Raw genomic sequence first — 26073 nt, 5'->3', positions numbered from 1 at the left:
AGGCCCGCACCCCGCACGTCCGCACAGCAGTCTTCCGAGGAGCCCCACCGTGTCCGTCACCCAGGTCGCCGCCTACGCCGCCCCCGCGCCCAAGGCCCCGCTGGAGCGCATCACCGTCCCGCGCCGTCCGGTCGGCGCGCACGACGTCCTCATCGACATCAAGTTCGCCGGCATCTGCCACTCCGACATCCACCAGGTCACCGACGGCTGGGGCGAGGGCATCTACCCCATGGTCCCGGGCCACGAGATCGCCGGTGTCGTCGCCGAAGTCGGCCCCGAGGTCACCAAGTTCGCCGTCGGCGACCGGGTCGGCGTCGGCTGCTTCGTCGACTCCTGCCGCGAGTGCGAGCAGTGCCTCGCCGGGCAGGAGCAGTTCTGCGCCAAGGGCATGACCGGCACGTACAACGCCCTCGACAAGAACGGCGAGCCCACGTACGGCGGTTACTCCACGCACGTGGTCGTCGACGAGAACTACACCGTCCGCATCCCCGAGGGTCTCCCCCTCGACATCGCCGCCCCGCTGCTGTGCGCCGGCATCACCCTCTACTCCCCGCTCAAGCGCTGGCAGGCCGGCCCCGGCAAGCAGGTCGCGATCGTCGGCCTCGGCGGGCTCGGCCACATGGGCGTCAAGATCGCCCACGCGCTCGGCGCCGAGGTCACCGTCCTCTCCCAGACCCTGCGCAAGCAGGAGGACGGCCTCAAGCTGGGCGCCGACCACTTCTACGCCACGAGCGACGAGGCCACCTTCAAGGAGCTGACCGGCCGCTTCGACCTGATCGTGTCCACCGTCTCCGCGCCCCTCGCGCTCGACGCCTACCTGGGGCTGCTCAAGGTGGACGGGGCCCTGGTCAACGTCGGCGCCCCGGAGGAGCCGGTCTCGCTGAACCTGTTCTCCGTCATCGGCGGCCGCAAGACCCTGGCCGGCTCGATGATCGGCGGGATCGCCGAGACGCAGGAGATGCTCGACTTCTGCGCGGAGCACGGGCTCGGCTCGGAGATCGAGCTGATCCGCGCCGACGAGGTCAACGAGGCGTACGCGCGCGTCCAGTCGGGCGACGTCCGCTACCGCTTCGTCATCGACACCTCGACCATCTGAGCCTCGACCATCTGAGCCTCGGCCATCTGAGCCTCGGCCATCTGAACCCCGGCCATCTGAACCCCGGCCATCCGAACGGCCTTTGACGGCGGCCCCCGGGTGCACGTTCACCGCGTGCACGTTCCCCGGGGGCCGCCGTCACACGCTTTTCATGCCCCGTGCATGGTCTCGGCGGCCGTCCGCGCGGACGATCTTCCCACCAGCCCTCTGCCACCGGGGAGTTCCAGATGTCCAGCCGCCGCCACTTCCTCGCGGGTTCCGCGGCAGCCGCCGCCGGCCTCGCGGTGCTCCCGCAGGCCGTCCAGCCGGCGCGGGCGGCCGCCGCCGGGACCGGGGCGGGGGCCGGGGCGGGGGCCGCCGCCGAGACCGGGGGCCCGCCGAACCTCGTGGTGATCCTGGCCGACGATCTGGGCTACGGCGACTTGGGCGCGTACGGCCAGAAGCTGATCACCACCCCGCGCATCGACCAACTGGCGTCCGAGGGGCTCCGGTTCACCGACGCCTACGCCGCCGCCGCCGTCTGCGCGCCCTCCCGCGCCGCGCTGCTGACCGGCCTGCACACCGGCCACGCCGCCGTCCGGGCCAACCCCTCCGGCGGCGGCCAGGGCAGCCTCGGCGCGGGCGACACCACCTTCGCGGAGGTGCTCCGGGCACGCGGGTACCGTACGGGCCTCTTCGGCAAGTGGGGCTTCGGGCCGGAGGCCGGGAACCAGCCGAGCCACCCGTCCGCGCGGGGCTTCGAGGAGTTCTACGGGTACATCGACCACGGGCACGCCCACCAGTACTACCCGGCGTACCTCTGGAACGGCAACGCCAAGGAGACCGTCCCGACGGGCACCTTCGCCCCCGACGCGATCGCCGCGCGCGCCCTCGGCTTCATCGACGCCCACGCCGCCGGCCCCGCCCCCTTCCTGCTCTTCCTCACCCCGAACCTCCCGCACGCACCGAGCGAGATCCCCGACGCGAGCGCCTACGCCTCCCGCTCCTGGACGCAGGCGAACAAGTCGCACGCGGCGCAGATCAGCCTCCTCGACGCGCAGGTCGGTGCGATCGTCGACCGGCTGAAGGCCCGGGGCGTCGCGGAGCGCACGGTCGTCCTGGTGGCCTCAGACAACGGCCCGCACGAGGAGGGCGGGGTGAACCCGGACCTCTTCGACGCCAACGGCCCGCTGCGCGGATACAAGCGCAACCTGTACGAGGGCGGCGTGCGCGTCCCCCTCGTCGCCTGGTCCCCGGGCCGGATCGCCCCCGGCACCACCAGCGCCCGCCCCACCCCGCTGTACGACCTCCTGCCCACCCTCGCCGACCTGGCGGGCGGCGCCCCGGCCCCCTCCGACATCGACGGGCTCTCGGCGGCCCCCGTCCTGAACGGCGCCCCCGCGCTCGCCCCCCTCCACAACCACCTGTACTGGTACCGGGACGAGCAGGGCGTCACCAGCCGGGCCAACGCGCAGGACGGCGGCCGGGCCAAGCAGGTCGCGGAGGCCATCCGCAAGGACCGGTGGAAGGCCGTACGGTTCGCCCCGGCGCGGGACCGGACCGTACCGGACGCACAGTGGCGGTTCGAGCTCTACGACCTGACGGCGGACCTCGCCGAACAGCACGACGTGGCGGCGGCGAACCCGGCGGTGGTGGCCTCCCTCACGGCCCTGCTGCGCTCCTCCTGGGCCGATGCGTACACCCGCCGCCCGTGGGGACTGACCACGACGGCCTCCCCCTCCACCGCTTCGCTCACCACCACCCTGGCCAACGGCACGGCCCGGCCCTGGGCCGACGCCCGGGTGTCGCTGAGCGTTCCGGCGGGCTGGACCGCGACCCCGGCGGGCCCCGCCGCGGCGGCCTCCCTCGCCCCGGGCGCGTCCCTGACGACGGTGTGGAACCTCACCGCCCCGCAGGGGGCCGCCGCCACCCTCACCGCGTCGGCCGCGGCGGGCGGCTCCGCCTTCACCGCGCGGGCCCCGTACGCCCCGCTGCCCGCCCCGCCCACGCGGGACAGCTACCTCAGCGACCTCCCCTGGGTCTCCGCGGCCAACGGCTGGGGCCCGGTCGAGATCGACCGCTCCAACGGCAAGCAGGCGGCGGGCGACGGCACCCCGATCGCCTTCGGCGGGGTCACGTACGCGAAGGGCCTCGGCGTGCACGCCCCCTCCGAGCTCGTCTACCACCTGGGCGGGCGCGGGAACCGCTTCACGGCCCTGGTCGGCATCGACGACTTCTCGAAGAAGCAGTCGGCGGCCGGAGCCACCCGCGCGACCGTGCGCGGCGACGGCCGGATCCTCGCCACGACGGGCGTCCTGACCGGCGCCTCGGGACCGACGGCGCTCGACGTGGACGTACGCGGCGTCCGGCTCCTCACCCTGACGGTCGAGGACGCCAACGCGAACTCCGCCTTCGACCACACCTCGTGGGCGTCGGCCCGGGTGACGGTGGTCTGACGGGCGCCGGGGAACGAAGGGAGCCCCGGCCCCCGCACACAGCGGGGGGCCGGGGCTCCTGCGTGCTGCCGGTCAGCTCTCGGCGCGGGCCACGCCGATCGGGCAGGAGACGCCGGTGCCGCCGATGCCGCAGTAGCCGCCGGGGTTCTTGTCCAGGTACTGCTGGTGGTGCGCCTCGGCAGGCCAGAAGGGGCGCTCCGATGCCGGGAGGACGGCCGTGGTGATCGTGCCGAAGCCGGAGGCGGTCAGGACGCGCTGGTAGGCCTCGCGGGAGGCTTCGGCGGTGGCCTGGGCGGCGGGGGAGTGGGTGTAGAGCGCCGAGCGGTACTGGGTGCCGACGTCGTTGCCCTGGCGGAAGCCCTGGGTGGGGTCGTGCGACTCCCAGAACAGCTTCAGCAGGGCTTCGTAGGAGACCAGGGAGGGGTCGAAGACGACCCGGACCACTTCGGTGTGGCCGGTGCCGCCCGAGCAGACCTCTTCGTAGGTCGGGTTCTCGGTGAAGCCGCCCTGGTAGCCGGCCAGGGTGGTCCACACCCCCGGGGTCTGCCAGAACTTGCGCTCGGCGCCCCAGAAACAGCCGAGACCGAAGTCCGCGACCTCCAGGTGGGCGGGGTACGGGCCCGCGAGGGGGTTGCCGAGCACGGTGTGCGCGGCCGGCAGGCCGAAGAGCGGCTCCGCGCGGCCGGTCAGGGCTTCCTCGCGGGTGGGGAGCTCGGGCGTGCGGCGGTACGAGAACATGGATTCCCTCCTTGTGGTCTACCGGTAACGGCATGCGGGGGGCCGGGATTCCCGCGGTACGGGTGCGCCGTCAGTGCGACAGTGTCGCCGGGGAGCCGCCGTTGGCCTCGTAGCCGGCCACCGCCAGGGCGCGATAGATCGCGTACGAGGCCGCCGGGTCCGGGTCGGCGGACCAGGGGAGCGCGCCGACGTAGCCGTCCACGTGGCGGATCTGGTCCATCGCCTCCGCCCAGCGCTCGCCGCCGACCAGGAAGAGGATCAGCAGGTGGCGCACGTGCGCCAGCATCGGGTCGTCGGGACGCGCGCTGTGGACCGCGTACAGCGCGCCCTCCACCGCCCGGGTCACGGACGCGCTCTGGTGGAAGCTGCGGATCAGGACGACGTCCGGGACGTGCTCGTAGAGGGCGAAGAGGGGCAGCGCCGCCAGCAGGGAGCCCCGGGGGGCGCGGGCCGCCGCGTGGTGGGTGAAGGCGTCGGCCTTGTCGCGGGAGCCGTGCCACTTCTCGCACCAGTAGTTCAGCGCCGCCAGGTGCGCGCCCATGTGCTGGGGCGCCCGGTCGATGATCTTCGCCCACAGCGCGTCGTACTCGGGCTCGGAGTAGTGCAGCATGCGGGCCACGGACAGCTCGATGATGTACGGGACCGGGTCGCCCGGGGCCAGCAGCGCGGCCTTGTGGCAGGACTCCCGGGCCTCCTCCGCGATGATGCGCACGTCGGACTCGCTCATGCCCTCCGGGCGCCGCCACATCTGCTGCGCCAGCAGCTCGGCGTGCACCTGCGCACCGGCCGCGTCCTTCGGTGCCTCCAGCCGCCACGCCTTGAGCCACGCGGCCCCGGCCCCGGGCTCCTGGGAGAGCTCCAGCGCCGCCGAGCCGGCGAAGGCCTGTACGCGCTGCCAGCGCACCTCGCCCTCCCGGGGGGTGCCGGCCAGCAGCTGGGAGGCGGCCTGCCACTGGCCGGTCCGCCGCACGTGGTCGAGGGCGTCCATGAGGTCCTGGTCGGGGCCCGGGACCCGGATGTCGAGCTCCTCCTGGAGGGCGAATCCGTAGTTCGCCGGGTCGGCGGCGTCCGGGCTCCCGGGCGTGACCAGGCGCAGTCCGCCGCGCCTGCGCCGCAGGATCGGTGAGAGGGCGGCGAAGAGCAGACCCATCGCGAGCAGGAACCACAGAATCTCCATGACCCCAGCGAACCAGACCGACCCGTGCGAAAGCCAATAGGAGGCAAAGAGGAGCTGGGGAGGGGGGCACCGCGGGGCCACCGCGGGTGCCCCGCGAGCCCCGGGGCGGGGCCGCGCAGGGGTCGTACGGGGGCATAACATCGGGGCCATGAGCGACGACAGCCACGAGCACCAGAGCTTCGAAACCCGCGCCATCCACGCGGGCAATACGGCGGACCCGCTGACCGGCGCGGTCGTACCCCCGATCTACCAGGTGTCCACGTACAAGCAGGACGGCGTCGGCGGACTGCGCGGCGGCTACGAGTACAGCCGCAGCGGCAACCCGACCCGTACCGCGCTGGAGGAGAACCTCGCGGCGCTGGAGGGTGGCCGGCGCGGGCTCGCCTTCGCGTCCGGGCTCGCCGCCGAGGACTGCCTGCTGCGTACGCTGCTCTCCCCGGGCGACCACGTGGTCATCCCGAACGACGCGTACGGCGGCACCTTCCGCCTCTTCGCGAAGGTCGTCTCCCGCTGGGGCGTCGAGTGGTCGGTCGCCGACACCTCCGACCCGGCGTCGGTGCGCGCGGCGATCACCCCCAAGACCAAGGTCATCTGGGTCGAGACCCCCTCCAACCCGCTGCTCGGCATCACGGACATCGCCGTCGTCGCCGACATCGCGCGGACGGCCGGCGCCAAGCTGGTCGTGGACAACACCTTCGCGTCCCCCTACCTGCAGCAGCCCCTCGCGCTCGGCGCGGACGTGGTCGTGCACTCGCTGACCAAGTACATGGGCGGTCACTCCGACGTCGTCGGCGGCGCGCTCGTCGCCGCCGACGCGGCGCTGGGCGAGGAACTGGCCTACCACCAGAACGCCATGGGCGCGGTGGCCGGTCCCTTCGACTCGTGGCTGGTGCTGCGCGGCATCAAGACGCTGGCCGTCCGCATGGACCGGCACGCGGAGAACGCGGGCAAGATCGCCGAGATGCTGGTCCGCCACCCCAAGGTCCACACGGTCCTCTACCCGGGACTGCCCGAGCACCCGGGTCACGAGATCGCCGCCAAGCAGATGCGCAACTTCGGCGGCATGATCTCCTTCCGCGTCACCGGCGGCGAGGAGGAGGCCGTCGCGATCTGCGACCGGACCAGGATCTTCACCCTGGGCGAGTCCCTCGGCGGCGTCGAGTCCCTCATCGAGCACCCGGGCCGCATGACCCACGCCTCGGTGGCCGGTTCGGCCCTGGAGGTCCCGGGCGACCTGATCCGCCTGTCGGTGGGCATCGAGAACGCCGACGACCTGCTGGCCGACCTCGCGCAGGCGCTGGGCTAGTCGGCCCGCCCGAACATGTCTCCCCGCCCGAGCACGTCCTGCCAGGGCGGGGAGACCTCGCTCTACCAGGGCGGGGAGACCTCGCTCGAAGGCGTCGACCACGCGCCGGTCAGCGAGGCCCACACCACGAAGGCCGCGACCGCCGCCCACAGCAGGGCCCAGCCGGTCCGCCGCACGGCCCTGCGGCGGCGCAGCAGCCGGTCGCCGCGCGCGGCGGCGCCCGCCGCGAGATCGGGCGGGACCGCCGGGTAGGGGCCCTCCAGCAGCCGCCTGACCTGGGCTTCCGGGGGGTCGGGGCGACTCATGCCGCCTCCTTGCGGTGGGCGTCGGGCGAGGTCCCGGAGGTGGCCCCGGGGGCGGCTCCGGAGGAGGCACCGGGGCGGGAGCGCAGCTCCGAGACGGCCCGGTCGCACAGGGCCCGCACCCGCTCGGGCGCCAGCCCCAGCTGCGCGGCCGTGACCTCCTCCGCGACCCCTTCGTAGAGCCGCAGCACCACGACGAGCCGCTCCAGCGGGCTCAGCGGCCCCAGCACCCCGGTGCCCCCGTGGTGGCGGCGGCCGGTGCGGGCGAAGGCGGCGCACAGCTCCTGGCGGGTGTGGTCGTACGGGTCGTCCCCGCGCAGCCTGCGCCAGTCCGCGTACGTACGGGCCAGCGCGCCGCCGAGCAGCCCGCGCGCGGCGGGTGCTCCGGCCGCGGCCTCGGTGCCGGTGTCGGCCGCCGGCGTCGAGGGCTCCGCCGTCAGCAGGATCGCGACGCGCAGGAGCCGCCCCGCCGCGCCCGCGACGAAGGCTTCGAACTCCGCGTAGGGGCCCGGCCCGTGGTCCACAGTCCACATAGTGCGGCCGGAGGGACCGCCTCGGAAGGGGTCGGGCGTCAGTCGGCGGTCAGTCGGCGGTCGGCCGGCGCCCGCCGGGCGTCAGGAGGCGGGTCCGGCCTCGGATCCGGGCTCGGAGCCGGCCGACATCAGCTCGGACAGCGAGACGTTGAAACGGGTCAGCAGACCGGTGAACGCCACGCGCTCCTCCTCGTCCCAGCCGTCCGTCACCCGGGCCATCAGCTCGCGCCGCGAGGAGCGGACCTCCTCCAGCCGCGCCAGCCCGCGCGGGGACAGCGCGAGCACCACGGCCCGGCCGTCCTCGGGGTGCGAGGTCCGCTTGACCAGACCGCTGTCGACGAGCGGGGCGACCTGGCGGGTGACGGTGGAGGAGTCGATGCCCATGCCGCCGGCGAGCGCCTTCACGCCCATCGGGCCTTCCAGGTCGAGCCGGTTCAGCAGCAGGTACGCGGCCCGGTCCATGGAGTTGCGGGCCTGGCCCACCCCGCCCAGGCGGGTCTGCTCGGCGCGCCGGGCGAAGACCGCCACCTGGTGCTGGAGCGCGTCGAGCAGACCGGCTTCGGCGGGCGCGCCGGCCGGCGCGGGCAGGTCGGAACTGGCCGGGGTGGAGGGCATGGCCGTGGGCTCTCTTCGCATGGGGCCGACAAGGATGGGGGACAGAGTACGCGGCCGTGCGACGGCTCGTACTCCTCGTACGAGAACTGATACGGCAGCGGTGAAACGGCGACTGCGAGCCGTCCCGCATGGCGAGATCTCGCCGCTGCGGCGGGGCCTCCGGCGGGCCCTCCGGCGGGCCCTCCGGCGGGGCCTCGGGCCGGGCGCCCGCCCGGCCCCCGCACCGCCCGGCGGCCGCTCGGCTCACCCGTCCCGCCCAGCACGGCGGAGCGCGCGGCGGACCGGCTGCGAGACTGGCCGTATGAACTACCGCGTGCCGCAGCCCGTCCCGCAGGTCATCCTCGACGACATCCGGGGGGCCCAGAAGATGCTCTCCGGCGTCTCCCGGGTGACGGCGATGGAGGGCAGCCGGTACCTCTCCTCGCTCACCGGCTCCCCGGTCCACCTCAAGTGCGAGAACCTCCAGCGCACCGGCTCCTTCAAGCTGCGCGGCGCGTACGTGCGCATCGCGGGCCTGCGCCCCGAGCAGCGGGCGGCCGGGGTCGTCGCCGCCAGCGCGGGCAACCACGCCCAGGGCGTGGCGCTGGCCTCCTCCCTCCTCGGGGTCCGCTCGACCGTGTTCATGCCGGTCGGGGCGCCCCTGCCGAAGGTGGCCGCGACCCAGGACTACGGAGCGGAGGTGCGGATGCACGGGGAGGTCGTGGACGAGACGCTGGCCGCGGCCCAGGAGTACGCGGACCGCACCGGCGCGGTGTTCATCCACCCCTTCGACCACCGCGACATCATCGCGGGCCAGGGCACGGTCGGCCTGGAGATCCTGGAGCAGTGTCCCGAGGTGCGCACGATCCTGGTCGGCATCGGCGGCGGCGGGCTCGCCGCCGGGGTGGCGGTCGCGGTGAAGGCGCTGCGCCCCGACGTCCGGGTCATCGGGGTCCAGGCGGCGGGCGCGGCCGCGTACCCGCCCTCGCTGAAGGTCGGGCACCCGGTGTCCATCGACGATCCGAACACCATGGCGGACGGCATCAAGGTGGGGCGGCCCGGCGACATCCCCTTCAAAATCATTGGCGAGCTGCTGGACGACGTCCGTACGGTGTCCGAAGACGCGCTCTCCAGCGCACTGTTGCTCTGCCTGGAGCGGGCGAAGATGGTGGTCGAGCCGGCCGGGTGCAGCCCGGTGGCAGCGCTGCTGAGCGAGCCCGAACTCTACGGGGACGGCCCGGTGGTGGCCGTGCTGTCCGGCGGGAACGTCGACCCGCTGCTCCTGCAGCGGATCCTGCGCCACGGCATGGCGGCGGCCGGCCGCTACCTGTCGTTGCGGCTGCGGGTGACCGACCGGCCGGGGGCCCTGGCCGGTCTGCTGGGGGAGTTGTCAGTGGTGGATGCGAACGTGCTGGACGTGAGCCACGTGCGGACGGATCCGCGCCTGGGGCTCACGGAGGTGGAGGTGGAGCTGCACCTGGAGACGAAGGGGCCGAAGCACTGCGCGGAGGTCGCGCGGGCGCTGCACGGCGCGGGGTACAAGGTCATGAGCTGACGAGCTCGGCCGGAGCCCACCTCGGGCTCACCCCTCGGGGCGGCACTCCCCGAACCGGTGGCGAGACGCGATATGACGCGATACGGTGTCGCCCGTTCGGCCGAGCGAGGTCGGCTCGGCGCCCATAGGATTCGCGTAGGAATGTCACGATTCAACCGGTTCGATTCGCACTGGGAGTACCCATATGCCAGGCGCCATCTACGCCGAAGGTCTGGTCAAGACCTTCGGCGACGTACGGGCTCTGGACGGCGTTGACCTCGATGTACCCGAAGGCACGGTCCTCGGTCTGCTCGGCCCGAACGGAGCGGGCAAGACCACGACCGTACGCGTCCTGACCACCCTCCTGCAGCCCGACAGCGGCAAGGCGGAAGTGGCCGGGATCGACGTCCTCAAGCACCCCAACGAAGTCCGGCGCTCGATCGGCCTCTCCGGCCAGTTCGCCGCCGTCGACGAATACCTCACCGGCCGGGAAAACCTCCAAATGGTCGGCCAGCTCTACCAGATGGGCGCCAAGGCGGCCAAGGCCCGGGCCGCCGAACTGCTGGAGCGCTTCAACCTCGGCGACGCCGCCGACCGCACCGCCAAGACGTACTCCGGCGGCATGCGCAGGCGCCTCGACCTCGCCGCGGCCCTCGTGGTCAGCCCGCCCGTGATGTTCATGGACGAGCCCACCACCGGCCTCGACCCGCGCAACCGCCAGGCGCTGTGGGCCATCATCCAGGAGCTCGTCGCGGGCGGCACCACCCTGCTGCTCACCACGCAGTACCTGGAGGAGGCCGACCACCTCGCGCACGACATCGCCGTGGTCGACCACGGCCGGGTCATCGCGCGCGGCACCTCCGACCAGCTCAAGGCCCAGACGGGCGGCGAGCGCGTCGAGGTCGTCGTGCACGAGCGGGAGCACATAGCCACCGCCGGGGAAGTCCTCGCCGGCTTCGGCAAGGGCGAGACCACCGTCGAGGAGCACACCCGCAAGCTGACCGTCCCGGTCTCCGGCGGCGCCAAGCTGCTCGCCGAGGTCATCCGCGAACTCGACGGGCGCGGCATCGAGATCGACGACATCGGCCTGCGCCGTCCCACCCTGGACGACGTGTTCATCTCCCTGACCGGCCACGCGGCGGAGCTCACCGCCGAGGAGAACGGAGAGGCACCCGCCGACGCGAAGGCCGCGAAGGCGGCGAAGTCCGCGAAGTCGGCGGGCAGCCGCAAGGACCGTAAGGAGGTGGCGAAGTGACCCTCACCTCCACGACCCCGGAACTGGCGGCGCCCCGCCCGCGCGGCGGCATCGTCCAGGGGATCAACGACTCCCTGGTGATGGCCAAGCGCAACCTGATCCGGATGTCCCGGATCCCCGAGATGATCATCTTCGGCGTGATCCAGCCGGTGATGTTCGTCGTCCTCTTCAGCTACGTCTTCGGCGGCTCGATCTCCGTCGGCGGCAACACCTCGCCCGCCGCCTACCGCGAGTTCCTGATGGCCGGCATCTTCGCCCAGACCGTCACCTTCGCCACCGCCGGCGCGGGCGCGGGCATCGCGGACGACATGCACAAGGGGCTCATCGACCGCTTCCGGTCCCTGCCCATGGCGCGCGGCGCGGTCCTCACCGGCCGCACCCTCGCCGACCTCGTGCAGACCACCCTCACGCTCGTCGTCCTGGCGATCGTGGCGCTGCTCGTCGGATGGCGGACCCACACCAACATCGGCGAGGTCCTGGGCGGCTTCGCCCTGCTGCTCCTGCTCGGCTACGCGTTCTCCTGGATCGGCGCCCTGATCGGCCTGTCGGTGCGCACCCCGGAGGCCGCCACCTCGGGCGGGCTGATCTGGCTCTTCCCGCTGACGTTCATCTCGAACGCCTTCGTCCCCTCCGACAACATGCCGACGTTCCTGCGGCACATCGCGGAGTGGAACCCCTTCAGCGCCACCGTCCAGGCCGCCCGCGAGCTCTTCGGGAACCTCCCGCCGGGCTACCCGACCCCCGAGGCATGGCCGATGCAGCACCCGGTCATCGCGTCGATCCTCTGGTCGGTGCTGATCATCGTGGTCTTCCGCACCCTGGCGGTGCGCAAGTACCGCTCGGCGACGGCGTAGGCACCGCCGGTCCCACAGGCCCCGTTCTGCAGGGGCCGCCCCGCAGGAAACACCTCGCCCCGCCGGGCAGCAGCCCGGCGGGGCGAGGTGTTCAAAGAAGGGGGGTGATCAGCCGGTGAAGGGCTTGACGTCGAGGATCTTGACCGACGCCTGCTTGCCGTTCGGCAGCTCGTACTGGGCGTCCTCGCCGATCTTCTTGCCCAGCACGCCCAAGCCCAGCGGGGACTGCGGGGAGTAGGTCTCGAAGTCCGAGGACGCGTACTCGCGCGAGGCCAGCAGGAACTCCATGGTGTCGCTCTCGTCACCGTCGAAGGCGATCTTGACCAGGGTGCCCGGGGCCACCTCGCCGTCGGAGGCGGGGGCGGTGCCGACCTTGGCCTTCTCCAGGAGCTGCGTGAGCTGGCGGATGCGCAGCTCCTGCTTGCCCTGCTCCTCCTTGGCCGCGTGGTAACCGCCGTTCTCACGGAGGTCGCCCTCCTCACGGGCCGCCGCGATCTTGATCGTGATCTCCGACCGTGCGGGACCAGAGAGGTACTCCAGCTCGGCCTTCAGCTGGTCGTACGCCGCCTGGGTCAGCCAGGTGACGCTCTCGCTCGTCTGGGTCACGGGTGCTCCTCGTCGGTACAGGGACTACAAAGCCGCCAGCGGCGGACGAAACCACGAGCCTAACAATTCGGGAAGAAAAGGGGGAGGACGCCAAGTGTGTGAACTGCGTCGGATCACGCCTCGGGCCCGCCGCGGGTACGCCCGGGGGCAGCCGCGGGGCAGACCCGCTTCAGCCCCGGGGCAGACCCGGGTCAGCCCGGCGTCAGCCCCGCTTCAGCTCGCGGAACCGGCCTCGCGGCAGCCGATGATCTCGATCATCGTGGCCCGGCCGGTGGTCTTCAGCGTCACCATCTCGTCCACGCGTCCGCTCTTCTGTGCGAACGTGAAATCGGCGCGGCCGACCTCGCCGTGCCCCTCGTCCTGCGAGCTCAGCGTGCACACGCCGGTGACCGAGGCCTCCTTGCGCACCTCGAGGTGCACCTCGACCGCGGAGTCGGAGACGACCTTGTACTTGATGAGCTCGGCGCTCACGTTCTGCCCGGCCACGTAGTCCCAGCCGATCCAGCCGACCACGCCCAGCAGGCCGACCCCGAGCACCGATCCGATGATCTTCAGCTTGCGGTCCGCACGCTGATCCGCCGACCGGCCGTAGCGGCCCTCGGGCAGCTCCTCGCGCACCGCGCTCATCGATCGTTCCCTTCGAGGTGGGCGAACACCGGGATCCCAGCCCGGGGAGGGCGGTCCCGCCATCTTAGACGCGGAGCACCCCGGTTCTCTTCGCGCCTGCCGTGATCTGCGCTTTCCGGCATTGTCAGTGGGCTCGGTTAGGTTGATCGCATGACGGCACGACAGGAGAAGGAGGAGACCGGGCTTGCTCGGTTCACCTACCGGCTTCGCGTGTCTTCCACCGCGCTCGCCGGGCTGTTGGGTGAGTGGGCGCGGTGCCGGTGGGTCTGGAACGAATGCTGTGCCCGGTCGCGGAAGGCCCGGGCTGAGAATGAGGAGTGCGGTCCGGCTCGGCTGGACAAGATGCTGACTGAAGCCCGCAACCGCAACACCTGGTTAGGTGACGGCAGCAGCGTTCCGCAGCAGCAGTTGGTGCGGGAATTCGGGAAGTCCCGCATCAAGGCCTTGAAAGACATGAAGGCCCGGTTGCCGATGCGGCAGCGGGCGGGAATGCCCAAGTACAAGAAGAAGGCCAAGGCCGATCCGAGCCTGAACTACACCCGGCGCGGTTTCCGGATCAAGGACGGCCGCCTGCACCTGGCGGGCGGCATCAGCCTCACCGTGGTGTGGTCCCGCGCACTTCCAGCTGCCCCGTCGAGCGTGCGGATCTACCGCGACACCCTCGGGCACTGGTACGCGTCCTTCGTAGTCCCCGCCGAAGCCCAGCCGCTCCCGGGAACGGGCGCGGTGATCGGCATCGACTGGGGCGTGAAGGAGACCGCGACCACCACGAGCGACTCCCATGACCTCCCGCACGCCGAGCACGGCAAGGAGGCCGCTGCCAGGCTCGCGCGCTATCAGCGGATGATGGCCCGCCGGAAGCCGGCGAAGGGCAGGCGCGGGTCGAGGGGCTATCGGGCGGCGAGGAAACTGGCGGCGAAGCTCTACAAGCAGGTGGCCCGGCAACGCCAGGACGGCGCCCGAAAGTGGGCCAAGACGGTCGTCCGCGACCACGACGCCCTTGCTGTGGAGGACTTCCGGCCGAAGTTCCTCGCCAAGTCCGCCATGGCAGGTAAAGCGGCCGACGCCGCGATCTCCACCACTAAGCGTGAGCTGATCAACATGGCTCGCAAGCATGGGCGTATCGTGCACCTGGTCCATCCCGCGCACACCACGATGGACTGCGCGCAGTGCGGAGCGAGAACCAAGCACGCACTGCCTCTCTCGGAACGTACCTACACCTGCACCGTGTGTGGAGCTGTGTCCCCCAGGGACAAGAATTCCGCCCGTGTGATGCTGGTCCGGGCTGGTCTCAACCCGGCTGGTGCTGATCGTGTAAGAGCTGAGGGGCCGCAGGTCCACAGCCCACGTGAGCCAGGAATCCCCGGCCCTCAGGATCGGGGAGGATTCAATATAGGAGGCGCCCGCCTGAACGACTCAAAGAGGATCCTGTCTTGACCGAGCAGCTTCGACTGATGGCCGTCCACGCCCACCCCGACGACGAGTCGAGCAAGGGCGCGGCCACCATGGCCAAGTACGTGTCCGAGGGGGTGTCCGTGCTGGTGGTGACCTGCACGGGTGGTGAGCGCGGCTCCGTGCTGAACCCCAAGCTCCAGGGCGACAAGTACATCGAGGAGAACATCCACGAGGTGCGCGCCAAGGAGATGGACGAGGCGCGCGAGATCCTCGGCGTCGACCAGGAATGGCTGGGATACGTCGACTCCGGGCTGCCCGAGGGCGACCCGCTGCCGCCGCTGCCCGAGGGCTGCTTCGCCCTGGTGGACGTCGACGAGGCCGCCGGCCGCCTGGTGAAGAAGATCCGCGCCTTCCGGCCGCAGGCCATCACCACGTACGACGAGAACGGGGGCTACCCGCACCCCGACCACATCATGACCCACAAGATCTCGATGGTGGCCTTCGATCACGCGGCCGACACCGAGAAGTACCCCGAGGCCGAGTTCGGCCCGGCGTACCAGCCGCAGAAGCTCTACTACAACCAGGGCTTCAACAAGCCGCGCACCATCGCCCTGCACGAGGCGCTGCTCGCCCGCGGCCTGGAATCCCCCTACGGGGAGTGGCTGGAGCGGTGGAAGGAGTTCGAGCGCAAGGAGCGGACCCTGACCACCCACGTGCCCTGCGCCGAGTTCTTCGAGATCCGCGACAAGGCCCTCATCGCCCACGCCACGCAGATCGACCCCGACGGCGGCTGGTTCCGCGTCCCGATGGAGATCCAGAAGGAGGTCTGGCCCACGGAGGAGTACGAGCTCGCGAAGTCCCTCGTGGACACTTCCCTCCCCGAGTCCGACCTCTTCGCGGGCATCCGGGAGAATGCGTAGCTATGAGCGCTACGCACGAAGCAATCGCCCAGCTCCTCCCGCTGGCCGGCGACACCTTCGACAAGAACAAGGTGACCCCGGGCCTCCTCGGATTCGTCGTGTTCGCGGCCCTCGCCCTCGGGGTGTGGGGCCTGATGAAGTCGATGAGCCGCCACATGGGCCGGGTCGACTTCAAGGAAGCACCGGAGCCCGCCACGGCTACGGCTCCGGCTACGGCCTCCGCCGCCGAGGGCACGCGCGCCCCGTAGGGGCCGTACCCGCCCGGACCGTCCGTACCCGCCCGGTGACCGTCGCCCCGCCGCCCCGCGCGGCCGGGCGGCGGGTTTCCGCGCGCCCTACGCCGAAGGCAGCGGCACCGGCACGCCCATGATCTCCCGCGAGTGCAGGTTCGGTACGAGCGACAGCCGCCATGCCTGCCAGCCCTCCGCCGGGTCCACCCCGCGCGCCAGGATCACCGCGTAGGACTCCAGGCAGTCCTCCAGCCGCCCGTCCCGCATCGGGTGCGGGGCCGCCGCCAGCCGCGCCAGCTCGGTGCGCGCCTCGTCCGGGGCCGCCGGGGCCGCGTACGGCAGGAGCGTGCAGCGCAGGAAGCGCGCCCAGTCCTCCCCGCGCCGGTCCCCGTAGGAGATGAACAGCCGCACCGCCTCCTCGCACAGGTCCAGCGCCTGCGCCGTCCGGCCGTTGCCCGCGTCCACCACCGCCAGCTCCAGACAGGTCCACGCCTCCCCGTGGGCCAGCCCGATCCGCCGGAAGTCCGCCCGCGCGTCCATCAGCAGCTGGCGGGCGAACCCGGAGTTCTTCAGGTTGCCCGTCTGCGCCGCCCGCTGGTCGCGCGTGACCCGCCCCGAGTGGTGGCGGGCGTGCGCCAGCCCGTACACGTCCCGCATCCGGGAGAACATCGTGCGGGCCCGCTCCAGCTCCCGTACCGCCCGGTCCCGCTCCCCGGCCTCCTCCAGCGCCTGCCCGAGGTAGTACAGCGTCCACGCCTCGCCGCGCGCGTCCTCCGCCTCCCGGTGCCGGGCCAGCGCGTCCCGCAGCCGCTCCAGCGCCGGCCCCGGGTCCCCGTCGACCACCCGGGCCCGGCCCAGCTGGGTCAGCGCCCACGCCTGGCCCCGGTCGTCGCGCGTGCGCCCGTACAGCTCCAGCGCCAGGCGCAGCTCCGCCTCCGCGCGCGGCACCTCGCCCAGGCGCAGGTACACCTGGCCCAGCTGCAGGTGCGCCCAGGCCTCGCCGTGCACGCTCTCGCTCTCGCGGTGCAGGACGAGGGATTCGCGCAGCAGCCGCAGGGCCTCCGCGAGGTGCGCGCGGTCGCGCTCCACCGCGCCCAGCGCGTGCAGGCCCCACGCCCGGTCGCCCGCCAGCTCGTCCGGGGTCTGCAGCACCAGCGCCTCGCGGATGCGGGCCGAGGCCTCGGGGAGGTTGCCCTGGTGGTGCAGGGTGATGCCCAGCGAGACCAGGGCCATGCCCGCGCCCGCCTCCTGCCGGGCCTCCTTGTACTGGTCGACCAGCGAGGTCAGCGTGGTGCGGGACTTGTCCAGCTCGCCGAGCTGGCGGGCCGCGATGCCCGTCCGCCACTGCACCGAGCGGACCAGCAGACCCTGGTCGACGGCCTGCGTGAGCTCGTTGATCTCACCGAGCCGGTACAGGTCACCGCGCAGCAGGCAGAAGTCGCAGAGCGCGCCCAGCAGGTCCAGTACGGCCTGCTGGTCCACGCCCTCCGAGTGCCGCAGCGCCGCCGTGATGAAGCTCGACTCGTCGTCCAGCCAGCGCAGGGCCGCGTCCAGCGAGGCGAACCCGTGCCCGCCGACCGTGCTCGCCTTGGACAGGGCGTTCGCCCGCGTGGACATCTTCCCGTCGACCATCCGGATCACCGAGTCGGCGAGCTGCGCGTACGTACGGATCAGCCGCTCGTGCGCCGCCGCGGCGCCGGCCCGGTCCTCGTCCTGCTCCAGGCGCGCCGCCGCGTACGCGCGCACCGCGTCGTGCATCCGGAACCGGTTCCCGCGTACGTGGTCCAGGAGTCCCGCCCGCGCCAGCTCGCGCAGCAGCCGCCCGGCCTCCACCTGGTCCGCGTCGATCAGCGCCGCCGCGGCCGCCGCCCCGAGCGAGGCCCGCCCGGCCAGCGTCAGGCGGCGCAGCAGCCGGCGCCGCTCCTCGGGCAGGGCCGCATAGGCCAGGTCCAGGGCTGCGTCCAGGGAGCCGCCGGCCTCCGGGGGCTCCCCGACGCCCCCGAGGGGGGCCAGGACGCGCAGCGCCAGCGGCAGGCCGGCGCCGAGCGCGAGCAGCCCCCGTACGGTCTCGGCCGGGTACGGGGCCGCGGCCGGCTCGGTACCCGCGGCCGCGGCTCCCGCCGCCCGGACCAGCTCCGCGCCCGCCTCCTCCGCCAGCCGGGTCACCGGCAGCTGGTACACCCAGGCCGCCAGCTCCGCGGGCAGCTCCAGCGGCTCCCGGGCCGTGACCAGGACCAGGCTCTCGGAGCGCTCGGGCACGAGCATCCGTACCTGCGCGGCGTCCACGGCATCGTCCAGGACCACCGTCACCGGGGTGCCCTGCACGTGCTGGTGGTACAACTCCCCGAGCCGGCGCACCTGTTGCTCCGCGGACGAGCCCTCGCGGAACAGCAGTTGCTCGCGGGGCGCGCCGAGCCGGTTCATCAGGTGCAGCAGCGCCTCGCGGGTCGGCAGCGGATTCGCCGAGGGGTCGGAGGCGCCGCCGCCGCGCAGGTTCACCACGCACGCACCCCTGAACTGGTCCCGCAGCGCCTGCGCGGCGTGCAGCGCGAGCGTGGTGCGCCCCACCCCGGGCTCCCCGTGCAGCACCACGACCACCGGGCGCGTCTCGGTGCTCACCCGGGCGCTGTGCACCCACTGCGCGATCCGGGCCAGCTCGGCCCGCCGGCCCACGAACACCCCCTCCAGTACGGGGAGTTGCCCGAAGGACTGCTCCAGTATGGCCCGCCGTCGGGCCTCGGCACTGCGATTGGCCCCGCGCAGCGGGAGGGCGGAGCCGACGGAGCCGGTCCCGTTCTTGGGCTGGGCGTGCAGCGCCGCCGCCACCTTGCGCTGCTGCTCCAGGAAGGGGCGTATCCCGCGCACGTCCAGCGCCGACAGCCACTTCAGCTTGAGCTGCTCCGCGCCGCCCGGGCGGCCCGCCTCCCCGGCGCGCCGGCTGGCCGCGGGCAGGTGCAGGGCCGTCACCTTGGCCACGGTCGCCGTCGCCCCGGCCACGCCCACGACGGCGCCGGTGGTCAGCGCGGTGCCCACCGCCACGCCGAAGGCCAGGTCGGCCACGACCGCCGCAGCCGCCGCGACACCGGTGACCAGCGACGCCGTCGAGGTGTTCGCCCGCCGGAAGGCCTCGCCGAGCGACTGCTCCCCGGCCGCCGCCTCGTCCAGGGCCCCCACGTACGCCTGGTACTCGGTGGCCGCGCTCGCCGCGAGCGCGTCCAGGGTCTGCATCCCGCGCGCCAGCAGCGCGGCCTTGGCCTCCGGAGTGCCGGCCGCCCCACCGGCTCCCCGCCGGGCCTCCTCCTCCACGGCCCGCCCCAGCAGCCGCTCGGCCTCACCGCGATGACTGTCCCGCATCGGCAATCCCCCTCAGAGAGCTCCGGCACCGTGCCACAAGTGTCCGTCGGGACGGTCGCGAGCGCGAGGGAATCTGAGCTAGTTCAGAGGGAGTTGGCCCGCAACCGGTCGCTTGTGGTCTGCCGGCCAATACCCCGGGCCACCGCCCGCCCGGAATTCCGCTGCCGCGTGGCCCAGGTGGGCGCGGGGCCGGGGTGGCGAGTGGCGGTCCCTCAGCTTCCGTACTCACGGAGCAGGGTGATCATGTTCCGGATCTTCCGGACCGCGTCCTGCGGAAGCGGATCGGGGTTGAAGTGCATGAGGTCGTTCCTGATCTCGCGGAGATCGTTGACGCGGCTCAGGAACACCTTCCTGTCGAGGGGCCAGCCCAGCGCCTCCCACGCCTCCTTGTTCCCCAGGACCTGCTGGTAGTCCCCGATGGAGAGCTCGTCGAAGGCCTCGATCTTCCGCTTGCCCTCCGGGTCGCAGAGCGAGACCGCGTACGCGATGTCGAAGGTGGCGGCCAGTATCCGACGCAGCAGCTGGTCGAATTCGCCGATGAGGAAGAAGGGCGTGGCCATTTCCCCGTAGGTGGCAGCCACGTCGGTGGCCGTGACGATCCCGGCGACGTTGTTCTTCTCGTCGCGCACCAGCACGAAGTCCGACTCCGCGAGCATCGGGATGATGTCGACCAGGTGGCGGTCGTAGCGGACTTCACGAGGCAGGACGAACGCCTTCGAGAAGGGTGCGGACGGATCGGCGTGGCGGGCCCGGGTGATGGACTCCCAGGTGACCGCTCCTTGCAGGTTGCGGGTCCCCGCGAGAACGGGCAGCTGGGAGTACCCGTTGATCGCCATCTTGGTGATGGCCTCCTCGTACGTCGCCGCGGGGGAGATCGATTCCACGCCGGCCAGAGCGGAGGGAAGGTTGCCCACGGTCAGTCCCACCACGGGCTCGTCCTCTTCCTCGTCGGGGAGGGGGACGGCGGTGACGAAGGCATCCCCGGCGGGGGGCGCTTCATCGAGGACCGGGGTGGTGCTGACGAGCTGTACTTCATCGTCGAGGGAAACGGCGTCGAAGTCCGGCCAGGTGGAAAGGCTGTGGTTGGCCAGATCCGCGTGGATCTGCCGGATGATCAGCCCGCCGCGTCCTTTCGCGCCCCACCAGTCGATCAGCTGTCGTACCGACAGGGTCGCGGGTTTGCCGTGCTGCGCCGCCTGACGCGCCTGCTTCAGCCTTTCGTGGCGTTCCACGGAAAGGGTGCTCTCCGCGGTGACCTCGGCCGCCTCGGCCGCGTCGTCCAGCAGTTGCTGGCGGAGGGTGGAAAGGAGCGAGCCACTGGTCACGGTCCATGCTTCCCAGCCGTCGAAGGAGCCCGTACCGACGGCGGCGATGGCCGCGGCCGACGGCGATTTGAAGCGCCGGCCGTCCAGCAGCTCGATGCGGTGGTCGGATGCGATGCGGGCCGTGTGCGTCTCGCCGACCCGAGGCCGGTCGAAGGTCAGTTGCTCGCCCTCCTTGAGGAGTCCTGCCTCGACCAGGTGGGAGATGGTGACTCGGCGGCCGTCCAGAAGATAGGAAGCCCGCTGCTGACCTTCGTTGCTCATCTTTGTGGTCCCTCCCCAGGGTGCGAACGCGTTCCGTGGCATCTTCCGTCCCCCGGGCGGCGCTGTCGTGGGGTTCCGGGAAACGGGGCGGGATCGGCCGTGATGTTTTGGGGCGGACTCCCGCTCGTGCGGCAGGATGATCCCCATGCCGAACCGCCTCGCGAACGAGACCTCCCCTTACCTGCTCCAGCACGCCGACAACCCCGTCGACTGGTGGCCCTGGTCCCCGGAGGCCTTCGCGGAGGCTCGGGAGCGCGGCGTACCCGTTCTGCTAAGCGTTGGGTATAGCTCGTGTCATTGGTGTCATGTTATGGCCAACGAATCCTTCGAGGATGAGCTGACGGCCGCCTACCTCAACGAGCACTTCGTCAACGTCAAGGTCGACCGCGAGGAGCGGCCCGACATCGACGCCGTCTACATGGAGGCCGTGCAGGCCGCCACCGGGCAGGGCGGGTGGCCCATGACGGTGTTCCTGACGGCCGACGCCGAGCCCTTCTACTTCGGGACCTACTTCCCGCCCGAGCCCCGGCACGGGATGCCCTCCTTCATGCAGGTGCTCGAAGGCGTGCGCACCGCGTGGGTCGGGCGGCCCGACGAGGTGGCGGAGGTGGCGCAGCGGATCGTACGGGACCTCGCCGGGCGGCAGCTCGACTACGGGAAGGCCGGCACCCCCGGACCCGAGGAGCTCGCGCAGGCGCTGCTCGGACTGGTGCGGGAGTACGACGCCACGCGCGGCGGGTTCGGCGGGGCGCCGAAGTTCCCGCCGTCCATGGTGCTGGAGTTCCTGCTGCGCCACCACGCCCGGACCGGGGCGGAGGGGGCGCTGGAGATGGCGGCCGATACGTGCGAGGCCATGGCGCGGGGCGGGATCTACGACCAGCTCGGGGGCGGGTTCGCGCGGTACTCCGTGGACCGGGAGTGGGTCGTTCCCCACTTCGAGAAGATGTTGTATGACAATGCGCTGCTTTGTCGGGTTTATGCCCACCTCTGGCGCACCACCGGGGACGAGCTCGCGCGTCGGGTCGCTCTGGAGACCGCCGACTTCATGGTCCGTGAACTGCGCACCCGCGAGGGCGGCTTCGCCTCCGCGCTGGATGCCGACAGCGAGGACCCGGAGACCGGCAAGCACGTGGAGGGCGTCTACTACGCCTGGACTCCCGCCCAGTTGCGCGAGGTGCTGGGGGAGGAGGACGGGGAACTGGCCGCCGCCTGTTTCGGGGTGACCGAGGAGGGAACCTTCGAGCACGGGATGTCGGTGCTCCAACTGCCCGTCCAGGGGCCGGACATCGGCGAGGAGCGGCTCGCCGGGATCAGGGAGCGGCTGCTCGCCGCGCGGCAGGCGCGGCCCGCGCCCGGGCGGGACGACAAGATCGTCGCCGCCTGGAACGGGCTGGCCATCGCGGCCCTCGCCGAGTGCGGGGCCTTCTTCGACCGGCCCGACCTGGTCGAGCGGGCCACGGAGGCCGCCGATCTGCTGGTCAGGGTGCACATGGACGGGATGGCCCGGCTCGCGCGCACCAGCAAGGACGGGCGGGTCGGGGCGAACGCCGGGGTGCTGGAGGACTACGGGGACGTCGCCGAGGGGTTCCTGGCGCTGGGGGCCGTCACCGGGGAAGGGGTCTGGCTGGAATTCGCCGGGTTCCTCGTCGATCTGGTCCTGGTCGGCTTCACCGCCGAGGACGGCTCCCTGTACGACACCGCGCACGACGCGGAGCGGCTGATCAGGCGGCCGCAGGACCCGACCGACACCGCGGCTCCCTCCGGCTGGACGGCCGCCGCCGGCGCCCTGCTCTCGTACGCCGCGCACACCGGTTCGCAGGCGCACCGTACGGCCGCCGAGCGGGCGCTCGCGGTGGTGCACGCGCTCGGGCCGCGCGCCCCGCGCTTCATCGGGCACGGGCTGGCGGTCGCGGAGGCGCTGGTCGACGGTCCGCGCGAGGTGGCCGTGGTCGGTCATCCGGAGGATCCGGCGCGGGCGGAGCTGCACCGGATCGCGTTGCTGGGGACGGCTCCCGGGGCGGTCGTGGCGACGGGCCTGCCGGGGGCGGCGGACGGCAGTGGAGGGGAGTTCCCCCTTCTGGCCGAGCGCACGCTCGTGCGGGAGCTCCCGACGGCGTATGTCTGTCGACATTTCGTCTGCGCGCGGCCTACGACCGATCCGGTCGAACTGGCGGAACAGTTGGGTACGGTTCGTCCCTGAAAGCACGGGAGTGCCGTCAATTCCGTTTGTTTCAAGGTCAGTTCGGCAACGTGGTTTTTATCTCGATAGCGCCTGCGCGTCATGTTCCCTGCCTAGTCTCATGACTTCGGAGTCACCGAGCAGTCACTGTCAGCGCCCTGGGGCGCCGGCGTAGAGCGCACCGGGGGTTGCGCACACGGGGGGAAACGGGGGCGGGGCGAGGGCGGCGGGCTGGGGAGCCTGCCGCGCGTGCCCGTCCCCGGGGGGTTGGGGAGATCGCCGCCTGGGGTTGCGGCACGTCTGTGGGGGACGCTTTGTTCATATCCGTGTTCATTTGTGTCGTATCGCTCGCGCTCTTCTGGATGGCGGCGTTCACGCTCTGGTGGCAGATGCACGCGTGGCGGACGCCCGAGACGCTCGCCTCGACGCGCTTCGACAGCCCCGACGGCGGCGGCCGGCTGGCCTTCTCCCTGCTGCTGCCCGCCCGCCACGAGCAGGCGGTGCTGGAGCACACCATCGAGCGGCTCCTGGAGTCGAGCCACCGCGACTACGAGATCATCGTGATCGTCGGCCACGACGACCCCGAGACCGCGGAGGTGGCCGAGCGGGCCGCCGCCCGCGCGCCCGGCCTCGTACGCGTGATCACCGACCACCACGAGGTCAAGAACAAGCCGAAGGCACTCAACACCGCCCTCCCGCACTGCCGGGGCGACATCGTCGGAGTCTTCGACGCCGAGGACCAGGTCCATCCCGAGCTGCTGTCCCACGTGGACCACGCCTTCCGCGCCACCGAGGCCGACGTGGTCCAGGGCGGGGTCCAGCTCATCAACTTCCACTCCAGCTGGTACAGCCTGCGCAACTGCCTGGAGTACTTCTTCTGGTTCCGCTCGCGCCTCCACCTGCACGCGGAGAAGGGGTTCATCCCGCTCGGCGGCAACACCGTCTTCGTGCGCACCGAGGTCCTGCGCGAGGCCGGCGGCTGGGACCCGAACTGCCTCGCCGAGGACTGCGACCTGGGCGTGCGGCTGTCCTCCGTCGGCAAGAAGGTGGTCGTCGCCTACGACTCCGACATGGTGACCCGCGAGGAGACCCCGGGGTCCCTCGTGAGCCTGCTCAAGCAGCGCACCCGCTGGAACCAGGGGTTCCTCCAGGTGTACCGCAAGAAGGACTGGCAGCAGCTGCCCGGCCGCGGCCAGCGCTGGCTGGCCCGCTACACGCTGATGACCCCCTTCCTGCAGGCCACCTCGGGGGTGATCATCCCGGTGAACTTCGCCGTAGCCGTCTTCCTCGACGTGCCCGTCGGGGTCGCGATCGTCACCTTCCTGCCGATGATCACCGCGATGGTGACCTTCGTCTTCGAGGTGGTCGGCCTGCACGACTTCGGCCGCCAGTACGGGCTGCGGGTGCGGTTCACGCACTACGTCAAGCTCGTGGTCGGCGGCCCGTTCTACCAGGTGATGCTGGCCGGCGCCGCGATCCGCGCGGTCTGGCGCGAGCAGCGCGGACGCAACGAGTGGGAGCTCACCAGCCACACCGGAGCCCACCTCGCGCCCACCGGCAACCCGAGCACCCTGACCCGAGAGGACAGCCCCAGTGACCACCACTCTGCCCGCGGCCACTGATCCCCAGCCCGGTGCTGCCACCACCACCGACGTCACCACCGACGCCGACGCCGACGCCGCCGCCGACGCCTCCACCGGGACCGTTCTCGTCCCGCGCCAGCGTACGGGCGGACTCGGGGTCCGCCCGCCCGCGCCGGCCCGGCCGCTCGTCCGGTTCCGCTCCTCGCGCCCCGACCTGCTGCTCTGCGGGGTGCTGCTGCTCGCGATCCTGCTCGTGCAGGGCTGGAACATCACGAACTTCCCGACCCTCAGCGACGACGAGGGCACCTACCTCGCCCAGGCCTGGGCCGTCCAGCAGGGCAAGGGGCTGGCGCACTACACCTACTGGTACGACCACCCCCCGCTCGGCTGGATCCAGATAGCGGGCCTGACCTACCTGCCGTCGCTGCTCGTGCCCGACTCGATGACCGTCGCGCCGATGCGGTTCTCGATGCTCGCGGTCTCCGCCGCCAGCGCGGTCCTGCTGTACGTGCTCGCGCGCCGGCTCTGGCTGCCGCGCTGGGCGGCCGGTCTGGCCATGGGCCTGTTCGGGCTCTCCCCGCTCTCCGTCGTGCTGCAGCGGGAGATCTTCCTCGACAACATCGCCGTGATGTGGATGCTGCTGGCCTTCTGCCTCGCCGCGTCCCCCAGCCGCCACCTGTGGCACCACTTCGCCTCCGGACTGGCGGCCGCCACCGCCGTGCTGACGAAGGAGACGATGCTGGTGGTGCTTCCGGCGCTGCTGGTGACGATGTGGCGCCACAGCCACCGGGACACCCGCAAGTTCGCCGTCACCGGCGCCGTCACGGCCTGCGTGCTGATCGGGGTGACGTACCCCCTGTACGCGCTGCTCAACGCCGAGCTGCTGCCCGGCTCCGGCCACGTCTCCCTCATCGGCGGGATCGTCTACCAGATGGGCCGGGCCGGCTCCGGCTTCATCCTGGACCCCGGCTCCGGTTCGCACGGGGTCTTCGAGTCCTGGCTGTACTACGACACCGTGCTGCCGCTCGGCGGACTGGCCGGCGCGGTCCTGCTCCTCGTCACCATCCGGTGGTCGGTCACGGCCCGGGCGCTCGCGGGCCCGGCGCTGGCCGTGGTCATCCTCGGCCTCGTCGCCCTGCGGCCCTCCGGCTACCTTCCGGCGATGTACGTGATCCAGGCGCTGCCGTTCCTGGCGCTGGTCCTCGCCGGGGGCGCGGCCAGCGTCACCCACGCCGTGCTGCGCCGCCGCCGGGCTCCGGGGGAGCGGCGCGCCCTGGCCTACGGGCGGTGGGCGCTGGTCGGCGTCCTGGCCGCCTCGGCCCTCGTGTACCTCGTGCCGCGCTGGTACGACGGCAACCGTACGGCGCTCACGGTCGACGCGAACGCCCCGTACCGGCAGGCCGCGGCCTGGCTCGGGCGCGAGGTGCGCGAGCCCGCCACGACGCGGGTGCTGGTGGACGACGCGCTGTGGCTGGACGCCGTCCACCACGGCTTCGCCCCGGGGCTCGGCGCCATCTGGTTCTACAAGGCCGACCTGGACCCGGCGGTCACCAAGACGCTGCCGCGCGGCTGGCGGGACATCGACTACGTGGTCTCCTCGCCCACCGTCCGGCGCGACGCCGCGCAACTGCCCAATGTAAAGGCCGCGTTGGAGAACTCGACGGCGGTCGCCGTCTTCGGCGAGGGCGAGGACCGCATCGAGATCCGGCGCACGGAACAGGCGGACAGCAGTGACCCCACGGCCCGCACCGTCAACGGGAGTTGATCCT

General features: G+C 72.2%; 21 protein-coding genes. 12 read left to right on the top strand and 9 right to left on the bottom strand.

Annotation, left to right across the window (positions count from 1 at the left end):
* Positions 1–49: 49 nt before the first annotated feature.
* On the top strand, positions 50–1096 hold the full coding sequence (locus tag ACIQV3_RS26585; RefSeq protein WP_403715961.1) for an NAD(P)-dependent alcohol dehydrogenase: 1047 nt from the start codon (positions 50–52) through the stop codon (positions 1094–1096).
* A gap of 227 nt (positions 1097–1323) precedes the next feature.
* Positions 1324–3531, top strand: a complete 2208-nt coding sequence (locus tag ACIQV3_RS26580; RefSeq protein WP_403715960.1) for a sulfatase-like hydrolase/transferase — start codon at positions 1324–1326, stop codon at positions 3529–3531.
* Positions 3532–3603: 72 nt separating this feature from the next.
* On the opposite strand, the gene msrA is transcribed toward ACIQV3_RS26580, so the two are convergent.
* Complete coding sequence (gene msrA, locus ACIQV3_RS26575) at positions 3604–4269, bottom strand: peptide-methionine (S)-S-oxide reductase MsrA (RefSeq protein ID WP_403715957.1); 666 nt, start codon at positions 4267–4269, stop codon at positions 3604–3606.
* 70 nt (positions 4270–4339) lie between these two features.
* A complete protein-coding gene (locus tag ACIQV3_RS26570) occupies positions 4340–5446 on the bottom strand; it encodes a hypothetical protein (RefSeq protein ID WP_403715955.1) in 1107 nt (368 codons plus the stop codon).
* A gap of 148 nt (positions 5447–5594) precedes the next feature.
* On the opposite strand from ACIQV3_RS26570, the gene ACIQV3_RS26565 reads away from it, so the two are divergent.
* Positions 5595–6752, top strand: a complete 1158-nt coding sequence (locus ACIQV3_RS26565) for a cystathionine gamma-synthase (RefSeq protein ID WP_403715953.1) — start codon at positions 5595–5597, stop codon at positions 6750–6752.
* Between the two features lie 62 nt (positions 6753–6814).
* On the opposite strand, the gene ACIQV3_RS26560 is transcribed toward ACIQV3_RS26565, so the two are convergent.
* From ACIQV3_RS26560 to ACIQV3_RS26550, 3 genes are all read right to left on the bottom strand, one after another.
* Entirely contained in the window at positions 6815–7057 is a 243-nt protein-coding gene (locus ACIQV3_RS26560; protein ID WP_403715949.1) for a hypothetical protein, read from the bottom strand.
* Positions 7054–7578 carry a sigma factor-like helix-turn-helix DNA-binding protein gene (locus ACIQV3_RS26555; RefSeq protein WP_403715947.1) on the bottom strand — a complete coding sequence of 175 codons (525 nt, stop codon included), beginning with the start codon at positions 7576–7578 and terminating at the stop codon, positions 7054–7056. The genes ACIQV3_RS26560 and ACIQV3_RS26555 overlap by 4 nt, the downstream gene beginning before the upstream one ends.
* A gap of 90 nt (positions 7579–7668) precedes the next feature.
* Complete coding sequence (locus tag ACIQV3_RS26550) at positions 7669–8202, bottom strand: MarR family transcriptional regulator (protein WP_327254639.1); 534 nt, start codon at positions 8200–8202, stop codon at positions 7669–7671.
* A 301-nt stretch (positions 8203–8503) separates the two neighbouring features.
* Here ACIQV3_RS26550 and ilvA point away from each other — a divergent pair, with 301 nt between their 5' ends.
* The 3 genes from ilvA to ACIQV3_RS26535 all read left to right on the top strand — a co-directional run bounded on the left by ilvA (position 8504) and on the right by ACIQV3_RS26535 (position 11824).
* On the top strand, positions 8504–9736 hold the full coding sequence (gene ilvA / locus ACIQV3_RS26545; RefSeq protein ID WP_403715945.1) for a threonine ammonia-lyase: 1233 nt from the start codon (positions 8504–8506) through the stop codon (positions 9734–9736).
* 184 nt (positions 9737–9920) lie between these two features.
* The gene (locus ACIQV3_RS26540; protein ID WP_403715942.1) at positions 9921–10970 is read left to right on the top strand and encodes an ATP-binding cassette domain-containing protein; all 1050 of its coding nucleotides are present in this window, start codon (positions 9921–9923) and stop codon (positions 10968–10970) included.
* Entirely contained in the window at positions 10967–11824 is an 858-nt protein-coding gene (locus ACIQV3_RS26535) for an ABC transporter permease (RefSeq protein WP_403715939.1), read from the top strand. The genes ACIQV3_RS26540 and ACIQV3_RS26535 overlap by 4 nt, the downstream gene beginning before the upstream one ends.
* Before the next feature lie 108 nt (positions 11825–11932).
* Here ACIQV3_RS26535 and greA read toward each other — a convergent pair whose 3' ends face one another.
* Entirely contained in the window at positions 11933–12430 is a 498-nt protein-coding gene (gene greA / locus ACIQV3_RS26530) for a transcription elongation factor GreA (RefSeq protein WP_327304923.1), read from the bottom strand.
* A gap of 213 nt (positions 12431–12643) precedes the next feature.
* Positions 12644–13057 carry a DUF4307 domain-containing protein gene (locus ACIQV3_RS26525; RefSeq protein ID WP_403715937.1) on the bottom strand — a complete coding sequence of 138 codons (414 nt, stop codon included), beginning with the start codon at positions 13055–13057 and terminating at the stop codon, positions 12644–12646.
* Positions 13058–13207: 150 nt separating this feature from the next.
* Between ACIQV3_RS26525 and ACIQV3_RS26520 the strand changes: the two genes are divergently transcribed.
* From ACIQV3_RS26520 to ACIQV3_RS26510, 3 genes are read left to right on the top strand one after another with little or no spacing between them, the layout of a single operon-like run.
* Positions 13208–14494, top strand: a complete 1287-nt coding sequence (locus ACIQV3_RS26520) for an RNA-guided endonuclease InsQ/TnpB family protein (protein ID WP_403715934.1) — start codon at positions 13208–13210, stop codon at positions 14492–14494.
* Positions 14491–15372, top strand: a complete 882-nt coding sequence (mca, locus tag ACIQV3_RS26515) for a mycothiol conjugate amidase Mca (protein WP_403715932.1) — start codon at positions 14491–14493, stop codon at positions 15370–15372. Before ACIQV3_RS26520 ends, mca begins: the two co-directional genes overlap by 4 nt.
* A gap of 2 nt (positions 15373–15374) precedes the next feature.
* Positions 15375–15620, top strand: a complete 246-nt coding sequence (locus ACIQV3_RS26510; protein ID WP_403715930.1) for a hypothetical protein — start codon at positions 15375–15377, stop codon at positions 15618–15620.
* Between the two features lie 87 nt (positions 15621–15707).
* Here ACIQV3_RS26510 and ACIQV3_RS26505 read toward each other — a convergent pair whose 3' ends face one another.
* Positions 15708–18956: a tetratricopeptide repeat protein gene (locus ACIQV3_RS26505; RefSeq protein ID WP_403715927.1), complete on the bottom strand. Its 3249-nt coding sequence runs from the start codon at positions 18954–18956 to the stop codon at positions 15708–15710.
* A 212-nt stretch (positions 18957–19168) separates the two neighbouring features.
* Entirely contained in the window at positions 19169–20542 is a 1374-nt protein-coding gene (locus ACIQV3_RS26500; protein ID WP_403715925.1) for a CBS domain-containing protein, read from the bottom strand.
* A 145-nt stretch (positions 20543–20687) separates the two neighbouring features.
* Here ACIQV3_RS26500 and ACIQV3_RS26495 point away from each other — a divergent pair, with 145 nt between their 5' ends.
* From ACIQV3_RS26495 to ACIQV3_RS26485, 3 genes are all read left to right on the top strand, one after another.
* Positions 20688–22742 (top strand): thioredoxin domain-containing protein, encoded by a 2055-nt coding sequence (locus ACIQV3_RS26495; protein WP_403715924.1) that lies wholly within the window; start codon positions 20688–20690, stop codon positions 22740–22742.
* A gap of 293 nt (positions 22743–23035) precedes the next feature.
* Positions 23036–24343, top strand: coding sequence for a glycosyltransferase (locus ACIQV3_RS26490; RefSeq protein WP_403715922.1), 1308 nt, complete (start codon positions 23036–23038; stop codon positions 24341–24343).
* A complete protein-coding gene (locus ACIQV3_RS26485) occupies positions 24315–26069 on the top strand; it encodes an ArnT family glycosyltransferase (RefSeq protein WP_403715920.1) in 1755 nt (584 codons plus the stop codon). Before ACIQV3_RS26490 ends, ACIQV3_RS26485 begins: the two co-directional genes overlap by 29 nt.
* Positions 26070–26073: the final 4 nt, after the last annotated feature.

Origin of the sequence: Streptomyces sp. NPDC099050, assembly GCF_044759865.1 — a bacterium.
GTDB lineage: Bacteria > Actinomycetota > Actinomycetes > Streptomycetales > Streptomycetaceae > Streptomyces.
The sequence above is the reverse complement of the archived record's forward strand: the minus strand, read 5'-3'. Positions and strand labels throughout refer to the sequence as shown.

Excerpts from the sequence above, each read along its gene's own strand:
- ACIQV3_RS26580 (WP_403715960.1), top strand. The coding sequence starts at position 1,324 with ATGTCCAGCCGCCGCCACTTCCTCGCGGGTTCCGCGGCAGCCGCCGCC.
- msrA (WP_403715957.1), bottom strand. The coding sequence starts at position 4,269 with ATGTTCTCGTACCGCCGCACGCCCGAGCTCCCCACCCGCGAGGAAGCC.
- ACIQV3_RS26570 (WP_403715955.1), bottom strand. The coding sequence starts at position 5,446 with ATGGAGATTCTGTGGTTCCTGCTCGCGATGGGTCTGCTCTTCGCCGCC.
- ACIQV3_RS26565 (WP_403715953.1), top strand. The coding sequence starts at position 5,595 with ATGAGCGACGACAGCCACGAGCACCAGAGCTTCGAAACCCGCGCCATC.
- ACIQV3_RS26560 (WP_403715949.1), bottom strand. The coding sequence starts at position 7,057 with ATGAGTCGCCCCGACCCCCCGGAAGCCCAGGTCAGGCGGCTGCTGGAG.
- ACIQV3_RS26550 (WP_327254639.1), bottom strand. The coding sequence starts at position 8,202 with ATGCCCTCCACCCCGGCCAGTTCCGACCTGCCCGCGCCGGCCGGCGCG.
- ilvA (WP_403715945.1), top strand. The coding sequence starts at position 8,504 with ATGAACTACCGCGTGCCGCAGCCCGTCCCGCAGGTCATCCTCGACGAC.
- ACIQV3_RS26540 (WP_403715942.1), top strand. The coding sequence starts at position 9,921 with ATGCCAGGCGCCATCTACGCCGAAGGTCTGGTCAAGACCTTCGGCGAC.
- ACIQV3_RS26525 (WP_403715937.1), bottom strand. The coding sequence starts at position 13,057 with ATGAGCGCGGTGCGCGAGGAGCTGCCCGAGGGCCGCTACGGCCGGTCG.
- ACIQV3_RS26520 (WP_403715934.1), top strand. The coding sequence starts at position 13,208 with ATGACGGCACGACAGGAGAAGGAGGAGACCGGGCTTGCTCGGTTCACC.
- ACIQV3_RS26510 (WP_403715930.1), top strand. The coding sequence starts at position 15,375 with ATGAGCGCTACGCACGAAGCAATCGCCCAGCTCCTCCCGCTGGCCGGC.
- ACIQV3_RS26505 (WP_403715927.1), bottom strand. The coding sequence starts at position 18,956 with ATGCGGGACAGTCATCGCGGTGAGGCCGAGCGGCTGCTGGGGCGGGCC.
- ACIQV3_RS26500 (WP_403715925.1), bottom strand. The coding sequence starts at position 20,542 with ATGAGCAACGAAGGTCAGCAGCGGGCTTCCTATCTTCTGGACGGCCGC.
- ACIQV3_RS26495 (WP_403715924.1), top strand. The coding sequence starts at position 20,688 with ATGCCGAACCGCCTCGCGAACGAGACCTCCCCTTACCTGCTCCAGCAC.